The organism is Kitasatospora sp. NPDC088783 (genome assembly GCF_044750705.1).
Classification (GTDB): domain Bacteria; phylum Actinomycetota; class Actinomycetes; order Streptomycetales; family Streptomycetaceae; genus Kitasatospora; species Kitasatospora fiedleri.
The window spans coordinates 80173-93656 of sequence record NZ_JBIVKJ010000015.1 but is presented as its reverse complement, the minus strand read 5'-3'; the positions used below and the strand labels follow the sequence as shown (position 1 = coordinate 93656).

Annotated in this window: 9 protein-coding genes and 1 pseudogene; 2 read left to right on the top strand and 8 right to left on the bottom strand. The window is 74.9% G+C overall.

What is annotated here, in order from left to right; translation table 11 throughout:
• Positions 1-52: 52 nt before the first annotated feature.
• Together ACIP60_RS31065 and ACIP60_RS31060 are read right to left on the bottom strand one after the other, a co-directional pair.
• Positions 53-2107: a discoidin domain-containing protein gene (locus ACIP60_RS31065; RefSeq protein WP_400690785.1), complete on the bottom strand. Its 2055-nt coding sequence runs from the start codon at positions 2105-2107 to the stop codon at positions 53-55.
• A 279-nt stretch (positions 2108-2386) separates the two neighbouring features.
• A pseudogene (locus ACIP60_RS31060) lies at positions 2387-3046 on the bottom strand (hypothetical protein); the annotation flags it as partial.
• Between the two features lie 248 nt (positions 3047-3294).
• Between ACIP60_RS31060 and ACIP60_RS31055 the strand changes: the two are divergent.
• Positions 3295-3840, top strand: coding sequence for a sulfurtransferase (locus ACIP60_RS31055; RefSeq protein WP_400690688.1), 546 nt, complete (start codon positions 3295-3297; stop codon positions 3838-3840).
• A gap of 476 nt (positions 3841-4316) precedes the next feature.
• On the opposite strand, the gene ACIP60_RS31050 is transcribed toward ACIP60_RS31055, so the two are convergent.
• The 6 genes from ACIP60_RS31050 to ACIP60_RS31025 form a co-directional block, all read right to left on the bottom strand.
• The gene (locus ACIP60_RS31050; protein WP_400690685.1) at positions 4317-5162 is read right to left on the bottom strand and encodes an SDR family oxidoreductase; all 846 of its coding nucleotides are present in this window, start codon (positions 5160-5162) and stop codon (positions 4317-4319) included.
• A gap of 944 nt (positions 5163-6106) precedes the next feature.
• Positions 6107-7351, bottom strand: coding sequence for an amidohydrolase family protein (locus ACIP60_RS31045; RefSeq protein WP_400690682.1), 1245 nt, complete (start codon positions 7349-7351; stop codon positions 6107-6109).
• A gap of 140 nt (positions 7352-7491) precedes the next feature.
• Positions 7492-8067: a pyruvoyl-dependent arginine decarboxylase gene (locus tag ACIP60_RS31040; RefSeq protein WP_400690679.1), complete on the bottom strand. Its 576-nt coding sequence runs from the start codon at positions 8065-8067 to the stop codon at positions 7492-7494.
• The gene (locus ACIP60_RS31035) at positions 8064-9701 is read right to left on the bottom strand and encodes a glutamate--cysteine ligase (RefSeq protein WP_400690676.1); all 1638 of its coding nucleotides are present in this window, start codon (positions 9699-9701) and stop codon (positions 8064-8066) included. The genes ACIP60_RS31040 and ACIP60_RS31035 overlap by 4 nt, the downstream gene beginning before the upstream one ends.
• 8 nt (positions 9702-9709) lie before the next feature.
• Complete coding sequence (locus ACIP60_RS31030) at positions 9710-10204, bottom strand: cupin domain-containing protein (RefSeq protein WP_400690673.1); 495 nt, start codon at positions 10202-10204, stop codon at positions 9710-9712.
• 1 nt (position 10205) lies between these two features.
• Complete coding sequence (locus ACIP60_RS31025; RefSeq protein ID WP_400690670.1) at positions 10206-11438, bottom strand: adenosylhomocysteinase; 1233 nt, start codon at positions 11436-11438, stop codon at positions 10206-10208.
• Positions 11439-11712: 274 nt separating this feature from the next.
• Here ACIP60_RS31025 and ACIP60_RS31020 point away from each other — a divergent pair, with 274 nt between their 5' ends.
• A complete protein-coding gene (locus tag ACIP60_RS31020) occupies positions 11713-13470 on the top strand; it encodes a flavin monoamine oxidase family protein (protein WP_400690668.1) in 1758 nt (585 codons plus the stop codon).
• Positions 13471-13484 lie beyond the last annotated feature (14 nt).

Genomic DNA, 13484 nt, shown 5'->3' with positions numbered 1-13484 from the left:
GGAGTGGCTCCGGGACCGGACCGGACCGGCCGGCCGGTCCCGGAGCCCTCGGTCACTGCGAGACGCGGACGTAGTCGACGATCATCTTCTGCGGCAGGACGGTGGTGGCGTCGGGGTTGCCGGGCCAGTCACCGCCGACGGCGTTGTTGAGGATGATGTAGAAGGGGTGGTCGTACACCCAGGGGCCACGGGTCTGCTCCAGCGTCGAGCGGTCGACGGTGAAGAAGTTGTGGCCGTCCACCGCGAACGTCATGTGGGTGGAGTCCCAGTCGACGGCGTAGGTGTGGAAGGCGGAGGCGAAGTCCGACCCGGCGAGGGTGTACGGCGAGCCGTAGCCGTTCCCGCCGTTGTAGGCCGGGGCGTGCAGGGTGGAGTACACCGAGTCCGCGACCTTGCCGACGTGCTCCATGATGTCGATCTCACCGCAGTTCGGCCACGGCGTGCCCGACTTGAAGTTCGAGCCGAGCATCCAGAACGCGGGCCACAGGCCCTGGGTGCCGCTGACCTTGATGCGGGCCTCGACGTGCCCGTAGGTGAAGTCGAGGTGGCCGTGGGTGTTGATCCGGCCGGAGGTGTACTGGCCGTTGGCCTCCTTGCGGGCCTCGATGACGAGGTTGCCGTTGCCGTCCAGGTTGGTGTTGTCACCGTTGGTGTAGAGCTCCAGCTCGCCGTTCTGGCCGTTGCCCGGGTCCTGGGTCCACTTGGCGGGGTCCGGCTTGGTGTTCGCGGCGCCGTTGAACTCGTCGCTCCACACCAGGCGCGGCGGGTTGGCCGGGTTCGGCGGGAGGGCGGGCGGGGCGGTGGGGCTGCCGCCGGTGCCGTACACGTCGAAGGTCCACAGCGAGTAGCCGTAGCCGTTGCTGCGCGCGGTGCCGTACATCCGCACGTACCGGCCGGTGCCGTCGACGTCGAGGGTCTCCTTGAAGCCCTTGCCGGTGGTGGTGGAGTACACGCTGGTCCAGGTGTTGCCGTCCGGGGAGACCTGGATCTGGTAGGCGGTGGCGAACGCCGGGTCCCACTGCAGCACCACCTGGGTGACGTGCGCGGTCGCGCCGAGGTCGACGGCGATCCAGCCCGGGTCGACCCAGCCGTTGACGTCACTGGTCGCCCAGCGCGTCGCCGGGTCCTCGTCGAAGGCCTTGGCCGGCGTGCAGCCCGTGCAGCTGCCGCTGTCCTGGAAGGTCGAGGCGGTGGCGGGCTTGCCGTACGAGAGCAGGGTCTTTCCGCCGCCCGGGTTGCCCGGGTTGCCGCCCCCGCCGCCGGTGAAGACCTGGAACTCCCAGAGCGAGTAGCCGTACTGGGTGGCGCGCTGGGTGCCGTACATCCGGACGTAGCGGCCGGTGCCGGACAGGGTGACCAGCTCGGTCGCGCCGCGGCCGTCGGCCGTCGAGTAGACGGTGCTCCAGGTGGCGCCGTCCGCCGAGACCTGGATCTGGTACGCCTTGGCGTACGCGTTCTCCCAGGACAGCTGGACGCCGCAGACGTTCTGCGAGGAGCCCAGGTCGACCTGGAGCCACTGCGGGTCGGCGGCGGCGGAGGACCAGCGGGTGCCGGCGTTGCCGTCGACCGCCGAGGAGGCCGGCGTTCCGGCGTTCTCGGTGGACGAGGCGGTGGCGGCCCTGTTCAGGGCGGCGTTGGTGGTCGAGCAGGTGCCGGTGCCGGTGCCTGCCGTGCCGTAGACCTGGAACTCCCAGAGCGAGACGCCGTACTGGGTGGCCCGCTGGGTGGTGAGGATGCGGACGTAGCGCCCCGTGCCGTTCACGGTCAGGCTCTCGGAGCCGCCCCGTCCGGTCGTGGTCGTGTAGACGTTCGTCCAGGTGGCGCCGTCGGCGGAGGTCTGGATCTGGTACGCCTTGGCGTACGCGTTCTCCCAGGTGAGCACGACGGAGGTGAGGGTGGCCGTGCCACCGAGGTCGACCTGGAGCCACTGCGGGTCGGCGGCGGCGGAGGACCAGCGGGTGCCGGCGTTGCCGTCGACCGCCGAGGAGGCCGGCGTTCCGGCGTTCTCGGTGGACGAGGCGGTGGCGGTCTTCCCCTGCGACAGCAGGGTGCCCTCGGCGCGGGCGGGGGCGGCCTGGTTCACGGCGAGGACGAGTGTCGCGATCAGGACGGCGACGAACGCGAAGACCAGAGTGCGGGGTGGTGCGGCGAGGGCGCGAGGTGGGGGGCTACCTGTCACAGCATCTCTCCTGGAGTGGTCCTGACTGAGAGAGCGCTCTCTCATGTCGTGATGATTGCGCCCCTGTTGCGGTCGCGTCAACGAAGTGAACAGGCTTCAAAGCATTGATCGTTAATCGGTGCACCGGATGCCGATATTCAGACATCAAGCTAGGCATTCAGTGCAATACGCACCCCGCGAAACTCGTTCGCCCTACACAAGATTGACTCAGCGAAGGCCGACGCGGGTCGAGGCGGGAGCTCCGAGGCGAAGCCGCGCTCGAAGAAGCGGCGCACTCGCACTGTGCGGGCAGCCGCCACAGAAGCGGAGCGGCCCGACGGATGGACCCGGGAGTGGCCGGGCGGTCTTCCGTTCAAGAGTCGAACCGGCCTTTGTTCGCCGGGGCGACCACCGTGGAACATGCGGACGAACTACGGCCCCTCCGACGGGAGAGCGCTCTCCCTGGTTCTCCTGAGCTTCCGCCCCGAGGCGGGCCGAGGCGTTCGCCCCGGCCTGCCCCACGTCCCTCGCCCGATCAGGCCCCGAACAGGCGCCCCAGCGCTCGTGCAGGTGCTCCAGCACCGTCGCGACGCGGGCCCGCTCGGTGCCGCCGGCCGCCGGGCAGTGCCACAGCAAGTTGGAGGCGTGCCAGTCGTTGTGCGTCCACAGCGACTCCAACTCGCCCAGCAGTGGTGCCAGTCGGGCGTGGAACGGCAGGTGCAGCCGCTCGGTGTCCGCGCGCACCGGGGCCCGGTCGAGGGCCTCGGCGAGCGCGGGCCGGGCCGCCGCGTAGCGCTCCAGCGCGGCCGACGGGTCGCGGTCGGCGAAGATGCTCCCCGAGGAGACCAGCGGCTGCACGGACCGGGCCGGCGCCGGATGCCCCGCCGCCGCGAGGTGGAAGCGGGCCGGCGCGGCACCGGCCTGCCGGGCGTGGGCCCGAGGCGAACGACGTCCACGACAGGGCGTCGCGGCAGAGGTCGGTGCCCGCCCCGGGGGCGTACGCCTCGTAGGTCCACTCGCCCCGGGCGTGCGCGCCGAGGACCTCGACCACCGGGGCGCCGCGCGCCCGCAGGTGGCGCAGGAAGGCGTGCTCCTCCGCCAGCCCCCGGAGGGAGCGGACGCTCGCGTAGTGGCGTTTGCGGAACACCGCCACCGCGCCCGTGCCCGGCCCCACCGCCGGTGCGCACCGGCGAGGTGGTCAACCCGCCCGCTTCTCCGGGGAGTTCGGGGCCGCCCGGGCGGGCGACCGGGAACGCGCCACACCCTGGGCCGACCGCCGCGACGTCCGCGCGCTGAGCGAGGGCCGAGCCGCGGGCACCCTGGTCTGCGCCCTCGGCACCGGGCAGTTCGAGGGCACCGACCCCACCCGGTACACCCGCCGGGGCCGCATCCCCGGCAGCGTCGGCCTGCCCGCCCACCCCGTCCTGGCCGCCGACGGAACGGTGCGCCCCACCGCCGAACTCGCCTCCTGCACGGCCGGCTTGCCGTCCGCGCCGGAGGGGCCGGTGGTGGTCTACTGCGGCGGCGGCATCTCCGCCACCCTGCTCGCCCTCGCCCTGGTCCTCACCGGCCGCGACGACGTCCGCGTCTACGACGGCTCCCTGGAGGAGTGGACGGCGGACCCGGACCTCCCCGTGCTGACCGGCCCGGCCGGGCGCACCCCGCCCGGGGCGGCCGGATGAGACCGCGACCGGTCCGGTTCAGGCCGTCCGCAGGGGGAACTGCTGGTCGGCGCCGCCGGTGGCGGTGACCGTCCCGGCCACCGCGTCGACGGCGCGCCCCGGGCCCCGGGCCCCGGTCCACGGCGAGGGTGCGGGACTCCGGGAGGGACGGGGGCCGCCCCACGTACCGGGAGTCGTTCACCGACCCGCCGAAGGAGTTCCCCCACCGGTCGCCCGGGTACGGGCAGGAGGTGCCGGCCGCGCCGTTGCCCCGGGCGGGCGCGGTGGCCGGCCGCGTCGCGCACCGGAGGGGGGCCCAGGAGCGACGCCGCACCCAGCAGACCCGCCCAGCAGACCCGCCCAGCCCCGCGGCCGCGCTCGCGCGACCGGCGGCGGTACGGCTGTGGCCGCGGGGAGGAAGCCATGGCGGCCCGGCTCCTCGACCGGCCCGCCCCTCCTCCGCCCGCGGCGCCGGCGGAGGCATGGGTGACGTCGGGTCAGGAACCGGCCGGTGTGGCGGGGCTGATGTCGTACGCCTTCTGGACCAGGTCGGGGCGGCTGCCGTCGTTGACCTGCCGCTCCCACAGGGCGTCGACCTGCGCGCGGACCTGCGGCTCCGTCTCGGCGGGCAGCAGGTTGCGGTAGCGGCGCTCCTCGCCGAGCAGGACGCGCACGGTGCGCTCGAAGACCGGTTCGGGGTCGTACTGCTCGTGCGGGAAGGCGAGCCGGGCGTAGTCGTACAGGCGCCCGGCGGGGTCGTCCCGCCACTCCTTCCACGTCTCGAACATGGTGTCGTTGAAGCCGGTGAGGAACGGGCCGGGGTTGATCGTCGCCACCGTGACGCCGAACTCGGCGAGTTCCTGGTCGAGCGCGTCCGCGAACGCCTCCACCGCGTGCTTCGAGGCGGCGTAGGCACCGGTGAACGGATCGACCGTCAGCCCGGCGACCGAGGACATGAAGACGATCCGCCCGCTGCGGCGGGCCGCCATCGCGCGCGCGACCCCCTGGGTGAGCAGGATCGGGCCGAACACGTTCACCTCGAACTGGCGGCGCAGCCGCTCCTCGGGGAGGTCGGCGCTCGCCCCGCCCTCGGAGACGCCGGCGTTGTTGAGCAGGACCTCGGCGTTCCACGTCCAGGCCCGCTCCCGGTCGCCCGGATCGGTGACGTCCAACTTCTCCACCCGCAGCTCCACACCCCGCTCCCGCGCCGCGGCCCGCACCGCGGTGACCTGGGCGATGATCTCCACGCCCGCGATCACCTCGTGCCCGGCCGCGGCGAGCCGCAGCGCGACCTCCTTGCCGAAGCCGCTGCCCGCACCGGTGATGAGAATCGGTCCCGCCATGTCGTCGCGCCTCTCCCGTACTGGTGGCCGGCCGTTCCGGACCACGCCTGCCCTCGGCCCCCTCGTGCTGCTTCCCCGGCCCGGCCACCCCACGCCGCCCGTGGTCACCAGGCCGCGGCCACCGCGCCCCCGCTCACCAGCGGCACCCGGCCCGGCCCCGACAGCGCCGAGCCCCGGAACCGCCCGCCCGGCCCGGCGTCCCCGCGCCAGACCACCCGTCGCCGACCGGAACAGCACACCGGTGTGCGCCCCGTCGACCCGCTGCCCGGCACCACCGAGCCGCCCGCCGTCCATCCGCACACGGACGACGAGGCCGCCGCCGGCGTCCACGACGGCGACGCTGCCGGGCGGCCCGCCCCGAGGACGCCCACCTCGATGATCCGACGGACACCGGAGAGGCCCGCCGTCTGCCCGGTGCCCATGACGGCACGTTAGGCCACCGACAGCCAGGACCACCCGTGACACGCGCCCGGAGCACGAAACGCCGACCCCCTCCCCCCGCCGGACCATCCGGGCGCTGACCCGGCCCGCCACCGCCCCCGCTGGATGCGTCCGCCGCCGACCACCTCCCCGACTTCGCGGTCGACCCGCGCGTCACGGTGCGGATGCCGCTGCGGCACACCGGTGGTGCCTCCCCTTCACGGGCGGGATCCACGCCGCGGACGCGGGGGCCGGAGCATCGCGCGGAAGGGCCCGGCCCTGGTACTCCCGGTGCTGTTCAGGCCGGCCCGCTTCGAGCCGGGTGCGGACCGGGGCTGCTCCCACACCGGCCACGCGCCGGCCCGGCCGACCGCCGGGCCGAACCGCGTGGACGACGCCGCACTCTCACTGGGCGCCGCGGTCCAGAGCGCCACGCGCCGGTTGCAGGGGCGGCAGCGGCCGGATGGTGCCCGACATCCCGGAGCGAGTCGCCCGCGCCCCTCCCGGGGAGGCGCCGCGCAACGTCACCGGGTCGGGGTCGACGGACGGACGGGGCGGGTGGTGATGCGGCCGCCGGTCATGACGAAGCGGACGCGGCCCATGGCGTCGATGTCCGTGAGCGGGTCGCCTTCGACGGCTGTCAGGTCGGCCCGCGCGCCGGGGGCGGTCCGGCCGAGGTCGGGGCGGCCGAGGAGGTCGGCGGCGGTGCTGGTGGCGGCCCGCAGGGCGCGCAGCGGGGACAGGCCGTGCTCGACGAGGGTGGGGAACTCGCGCCAGTTGTCGCGGTGGGGGAACATGCCGGCGTCCGTGCCGAAGGCCAGGTGCACGGAGGCCGCGGCCTGCCGGAGCAGGCCCTCCCGGAGCGGCTCGGCGAAGGTCCGGTAGGACTGCCGCAGGTGGGCGGGTCGGCCCCGCCAGAAGTCCTCGTCGTCGAGGTGGTCGACGAAGTGGCGCTGGCAGTACTGGGTGGGGACCAGGAAGGTGCCGTGGCGCTCCATCAGGGCGTAGGTGGGCTCGGTGGCGAGCGTCGCGTGTTCGACACTGCGCACGCCGGCCCGTACCGCGCGGCGCACCGCCTCGTCGGGGAAGGCGTGGACGGCGCAGGGCAGGTGCAGGTCGCGGGCGGTGGCGACGAGGACGTCCACCTCTTCTTGTGCGTAGGCGATGCTGTGGGGGCTGTCCGCGGGTGAGGAGAAGCCTCCGCTGCCGGCGTACTTGATCCAGTCGGCGCCGTCGCGGGCCTGCCGGCGGACCATCCTGCGGATCTCGTCCGGGCCGTCGGCGACGCTGCCGATCTGCGCCCCGTAGCGCTGCGCGAGGCCGGGGGCCTTGTCCTCGTGGCCGCCGCGCGGGGAGATGATGTTCGGTGCGGCGACGACCCGGGGGCCGGTGACGAGCCCTTCCCGCACGGCGCGGCCGAGGGCGACGTTGAGGGGCTGGTGGGCGCTGCCCAGGTCGCGCACGGTGGTGAAGCCGTTGTCGAGCAGGGCGCGCAGGGCCGGCAGGGCCGTGAGGACCTGGTAGGGGACGGAGTCGCCGTCGGCGCCCTCGTCGGCGAGGTGGACGTGGCAGTCGATCAGGCCGGGCAGCAGGGTGCAGCCGGGCAGGCCGACCACTTCGGCGTCCGCGTGGTGCCGGGGCTCTGGATCGACGCGGACGACGCGGTCGCCCTCGACCAGTACCTGCGCCCCCGGTTGCGGGTGGTCGTGCACGCCGTCCCACAGGGCGTCGGGGCGCAGGAGGAATCGCCGGTCCTTCTTCTCCGTCATGGGGGCTCCCGGGATCAGGACGGTGGTTGCGGTGCGGCGCGCGGTGCTCCGGTCCGGCCGCCCCGCCGGAGCGGGACGGGACGGGACGAGACGAGAGGGGACGAGAGGAGACGAGAGGGGACGAGCCGGTGTGGACGGGGTCAGAAGAGGAAGACCAGACTGGAGACGATCTTGACCCAGTCGCCGTTCTCCGGGCCCCGGGCCTCGATGGAGGCGGCGTGCGTGCGCACCGCCGTGCCGGCGATGTCGTAGCGGTCCCGGCCGGGCTGGTGGGCGCTTTGGCCGTCGTAGTCGTGGTGGCCCAGTTCGAGCCCCATGGCGGTCAGCGCCATCTGGACGGCTTTGGCCTCGGCCGTCGCCGCGTCCTTGCCGACGGCGTCCTGCTCGTGGACTTCCGCGACACAGCCCAAGCCTCCGCCGTCGGGGACGGCGACGCCCACGGCGGTGGCGATCCGCGCACCGGGGGTGTTGGTCTCGGCCAGCGCCTGGATCGCGAACAGGATCTGCCCGTCGGTGAGTTGTGCGCCGCCTTCGTCGGGCGGGATGAGGCGGCAGTGCGGGGGGACGCGGCTGGAGACGATGACCCGGTTGACCCGGCCCAGCCCGGCGTCCATGTACATCAGGTCGTGGGCCTGGAGTTCGCGGGCGTGCGCACCGGCGCCGGTGGTGAAGTACATGCGGTCGGGCACGAGCGGTCCCCGGGGGCTTTCGGTCATGTCGTCTCCTCGACGGAAGAGCGGGGGCGGGTCCGGAGCGGGGGGCGGTCGGCCGTCAGGTCCGGTGCGACGGCCAGGCTTTCGATCAGGTCTCCCATCCGTCCCGCCCCGTGGTGGGCGGCGCGCTGGGCGCCGCTGGCGCCGCCGGTGCGGACGAGTTCGGCCAGCCAGTGCTCGACCGTCCGGCGGTCGTCGGCGGTGAGGTGGGGGCCGGCGAGCCGGAGCGCCGTGCCGATCTGTTCGACCACCGGGACGGCCACCACCGGAAACCCGGACCGGGGGCCGGGGGCCGGAGCGGTCAGCAGGTCGAGGACGGAGCCGGTGACGCCTTCGCGGGCGGCTTGCCAGCAGGCCGCGGCGAGGACGTCCTGCTCGACCTGCGGCGCCGGGTGCCCGGCGGCCAGTGCCGCGCGGGCCCGGGCGACGAGGGCCCGCACCAGCAGGGCGTAGGCCACGGTCTGCCCGGTGGTGGGCAGCACGTCGGCGATGCGGATCTCGACGGTGGGCACGTGGCGCGAGGGGCGGGCGTACCAGTAGATCATCGCCGGGTCGAGTGCCGCGCCGCTGGCCACCAGGGCGCCGACGAGGTCCTCGTAGTGCTCGGGCGAGTGGAGGAACGGCGGGGGCCCGGCGGTCGGCCACCTGCCCCACAGCACCGTCCGCCAGGACGCGTACCCGGTGTCGGCGCCCTGCCAGTACGGGGAGTTGGCGGTCAGCGCCAGCAGGAGGGGCAGCCAGGGCCGCAGGTGGTTGACGACGGCGACGGCGGTGGCGAGGTCGGGCACGCCCACGTGGACGTGGCAGGCACAGGTGCCCTGGTGCCTGATCAGGGGTCCGAACCGCCGGCGGATGGCGTTGTAGCGGGGGTGGTCGTGCAGGGCGGGGAGGCCGTCGGGGTCGTCGCCGTGCCCGGGGCCGGCCGAACCGGACGGCGCGACACCGGAGGCGAGCAGGAGGCAGCCGTGCCGTCGGGCCTCCGAAGCGGTTCCCGTGCGCAGCCGGGTCAGTTCCCGGGCCAGATCGGCGGCTCCGGCGCACACGGGGCTGACGGTCTCCACCATGGCCTGGGAGATCTCGGGCACGAGGTGCTCGGCCCCAAGGACGAGCCGGCCGCCGGCGATCACGGGACCGGCGCGGGGCACGGGCCGGTGGGTACCGGTGTCGAGCAGGACGAATTCCTCCTCGACGCCGAGGGTCGCCTGCTCGGGAGGGTGCTCCACGGCGGCGCTCCGCCCGTTCGCCAGTCCGTCGAGGCCGGGGCCGAAGATGTCGTTCTCGAACATGGCCCGTTCCGCCCGCCCGTCCCCCGCCAGGGGGTGGAACCGGGCGCTCCAGTGCACCTCGCACCGGCCCGGGTCCAGCGGGCGGACTTCGATGCGCGCCCGGTAGTCGGTGACGGGGAAGGGGTGCCGGACGAGGGCGTACTCCTGCACGCGGTTGCGGTCGTCGTCGGTGAGCAGTTCCTCGACGATGCGCTGCCCGTCCCGGGTGAGGATCTCCCGCAGGTGCGGCCCGGCGGCGGGCGCGCTGCGGGCGAGGGCGGGGTGCCAGGACGCGATGGCCGGGAAGTCGGCGACGTCGGCCCACACGGCGTCGGCGGGGCGGTCGATGACGCGGCTGGTTCGGGCTTCCACGGTCCTCCTCATGACGGGCCGTCCGGGGGGTCGGCCCGGCGGGTGGGCAGCAGGGTGTAGTCGCGGGTGTCGAAGCCGGGGGCGACGACGCAGACGAACAGGGCGTAGACGGGCTCCAGCAGGCGGGTGCTCTGCCAGGTTCCGGCGGGTACCAGGCGGTGCATGCCGTCCCAGGGCCGGTGGTCGCCGTCCGGGCCGAGGCGGTGGGCGGCGGGGCGGTGTCCCGGTGCGCCGGGCGGAGCGTCGGCGGTGAGCAGGTGGGCCGGGCCGCCGTCCTGCCAGATCCACAGCTCGTCGGAGTCGACGCGGTGCCACGCGGCGCCCTCACCGGGGTCCAGCAGGTACTGGATGGCGGTGCCGGCCGCGCGCTCGGAGCGGTGGTCGAGCGGGTGGACGGGCTGTCCGGACTCCCAGATCACGCGGTGCCGGCCGCCTTCGGGGTGCGGTCGCATCGCGTCCCGCAGCGGCCGGGGGGCGTGGTGCGGGTGCTCGGGTGGGGTCATGTCAGCGCTCCGGGGTGTCGGAGGCGGCGCGTTCCGGCTCGCCGGTGAGGTGGCTGGTGTAGACCTCGTGGCCGGGCGAGGGGAGGTCGAGCGGGATCGATCTCGCCTCGACGGCCAGGCGCGCGACCTGCCGCTGGATGCCCTCGTCGAGCTCGTGCAGACCGGGCGGGGGGCGGCGGGTGACGAGGTCGACGACGGCGAGGGCCTGGGCGGCGAAGGACAGGTCCATGGCGGCCGCGGCGTGGCCGGGCCCCCCGGCGGTGTTGACCGGGTTGCCGTCGGCCAGCAGCAGGACGGACCGCCCGGCGGGGTCCGTGAACTCCTCCACCCCGGGCCGGACGGTGCGGGTCGTGCGGCCCGCCGCGAGCGCGGCGCGGTCGATCTCGACGCTGCCGTGCCCGGCACTGGCCAGGATCGCGCCGTCGGGCAGCAGGGCCAGGTGTTCGGCGCGCACCACCCGGATGCTTCCGGTGGCGGTGATCAGGACGGTCGCCTCCCGGGCGGCGGCGGCGAGGGGGCTGACCCGGTGGCCGAGCGCGTGCGCCTCCAGCGCCCGGTAGGGGTCGATCTCGGTCACCAGGACCTGGGCCCCCAGGCCCCGGGCCCGTTCGGCGATGCCCCGCCCCACCGCCCCGAAGCCGACCACCACCGTCACCGATCCGGCGAGCGAGACGTTGGTCAGGGCGACCACCGCGTCCAGCGCGCTGGCACCGGTGCCGTGGCGGTTGTCGAACGTGCCCTTGAGCGCGGAGCCGTCGACGGCCATCACCGGCAGCCCGAGACCGCGGCGCGCGGCGAGGCCGCGGACTCGTCTGACGCCGGTGAGGGTGTGGACGCAGGCGCCGATCAGGCCGTCGAGTTGTTCCGGCCGCTCGGCGTGCAGAAGGCCCAGCAGGGCGTCGGCCTCGTCGATCACCACGTCGGGCCGGCGGTCGAGCAGGGCTGCCGCAACCGGGCGGCCCCCGCCGTCCGGCACCACCTCGATACCGGGCCGGCGCGCGAGCCAGCGGGCCACGCCGTCGGAGGTGGAGGCCGGATTGGAGCCGCTCACCACGAGCCGGGCCCCCGCCTCGCGGTAGGCCAGCAGCAGCGGCACGGTGGACGGCAGCAGGTGCAGGTCCGCCGCGATCAGCAGACCCGCCAACGGGCGCTGCCGCGCGAACGCCCGCCCCAGACCGGCCGTCACCGGCATGGCCCGGACCGCGAGGTGGATGCGCCCCTCCGTCTCGTCCACCGCGGCGCCCCCCTCGACTCCCGTGCGACGCCACCGCCCGCGCTTCCGGATGCACCCGACGGAAGCACAGGGCGACAGGTCCATTACCCTTCGTCATTGAAGCAGGTCGGCCGTTCGGGTGCCAGGGCCGGAGCGGGACGAGATCGCCGGAACCACCCGTTGGTGCGACGGAGAGTTAAGGATCATCACTCCGGGAAGTCGCACGGGGACGGTCCCGCCGCCGCGGCCGGTCCCGTCGCCCCTGCCCCGCGCGATCCTCCGGAGGCGACTTCCCGTGTCACCCGATCCGGCCGCTCCGCCGGCCTGCGACCTCCAGCCCGACTTCCCCTTCGACTACGCCGCCCACCTCGCCGGCGAACGCCGCCTCGGCCGGCTGCCGGACTCGGCGCTCGGCGCGCCGGTGGCCGTCGTCGGTGCGGGCGGCGCGGGGTTGTGCGCCGCGTACGAACTCCTGCGACTGGGGTGCAGGCCCGTCCTCTACGAGGCGGAGTCCTGCCCCGACGGCCCGGGCGGGCGGCGCCTGGGCGGGCGGATGCACAGCCTGCGCCTCGACCCGGCCGACAGCGCGGTGGTGGAACTGGGCTGCATGCGCTTCCCCGACTCCGCGCGGCTGCTGTTCCACTACGCCGACCGGTTCGGCCTGTCCACCGTCCCGTTCCGGGAGAACTACGCCCACCCGACGACCCCGGTGACGGTGTGGGACGTCGACGGACAGAGCCACCGGGTGCGCACCCTCGCCGACCTGCGCTCCCGGCACGAGGGCTTCCGCCGCGCCCACACCCGCTGGCTGGCCGCGCTGGAGCGGGCCGGCCTGCCGGCGCTGCGGCGGGCCGTGGCCGACCGGGACCGGGCGCAGGTGCGCCGGCGCTGGTCGGCCCTGGTGCGCGGCTACGAGCAGTGGACGTTCCACCGGTTCCTGCGCGACCCCGAGGGAGCGGGCATGTCGGAGGAGGAGGCGAGGCTGCTGGCCACCGCGGGCATCGGCCCGGCCGCCTGGGACTGCTTCTTCGGCATGGGCATGGTGGACCTGCTGCGGCTGCTGCTCGCCTCCGACGGCGCCGTGCTGCACCGCTTCCCGGACGGCGTCAGCGCCTTGGCCGAACAGTTCTGGGCCTGCCGCACCACCGGCCCCGGCGGGCGCGGCACCAGCCTGGAGGAGGTCAACTCCGGTGCGCCGCGCCCGGCCGTCACCGCGATCGAGGTGCCCGGCGACCCGCGGCGCGGGGTGGTCGTGCACGACGCGGACGGCGGGCGGGCGAGGTACGCGGCGGCGGTCTTCACCCCGCAGCTCGACCTGCTGGAGACCACCGTCCGGCTGAGCGCCGCGGCGGGCGGTCCGGACCCGCTGGGCCCGCGGCTGCGGCGCGCCGTTCGCTCGGTCACGTACTGGGCGGCCGCCAAGACCGCGCTGGTCCTGGACGAGCCGTTCTGGGAGGGCACCGACCTGGACGGCGTCACGCTCACCGACCGGCTGCCGCGGGCGGCGTACACCAGCGACTTCGGCCCGCCGCGCGGCCCCGGCGGGCGGCGGGCCGTGCTCGACCTCAGCTTCACCTGGTCCTTCGACGCGATGAAGATCGCCGCCTCCTCCCTGCAGGAGCGGGTGGACGCCTTCGTGCGGGAGCTGGCCGCCGTCCACCCCGACTCGGCCGAACGGCTGCGGCAGGCCGCGGCGAACGCTCCGGCCGTGACGGTCTCCTGGGCGGAGGAGCCGAACTTCCGGGGCATCGCCCGCTTCTCGCAGCCCGGCGAGTACCGCTTCCAGTACGACCTGTTCCACCAGTGCCTGAAGGACCGCGACGGCCGCTGCCCCGTGCCGGGCGAGCCCGCCAACGCCCTCTTCCTCGCCGGGGACGACACGTCCTGGTCGCCCGGCTGGCTCGACCACGCGCTCGCGACCGGAATCAACGCCGCCTGGGGCGTGATGACCCTGCTCGGCGGGCGCGGCGACCCGGACGCCCCGGGCCCCGGCGACCTGCTCACGCACCCCGACTACCGGCCCCTGCCCCCGGACGAACTGGACGCGCCGTAGCGAGGCCGGCGGGT

Coding starts and splice junctions, on each gene's coding strand:
- ACIP60_RS31050 (WP_400690685.1), bottom strand. CDS start 5,162: ATGGCGGGACCGATTCTCATCACCGGTGCGGGCAGCGGCTTCGGCAAG.
- ACIP60_RS31045 (WP_400690682.1), bottom strand. CDS start 7,351: ATGACGGAGAAGAAGGACCGGCGATTCCTCCTGCGCCCCGACGCCCTG.
- ACIP60_RS31040 (WP_400690679.1), bottom strand. CDS start 8,067: ATGACCGAAAGCCCCCGGGGACCGCTCGTGCCCGACCGCATGTACTTC.
- ACIP60_RS31030 (WP_400690673.1), bottom strand. CDS start 10,204: ATGACCCCACCCGAGCACCCGCACCACGCCCCCCGGCCGCTGCGGGAC.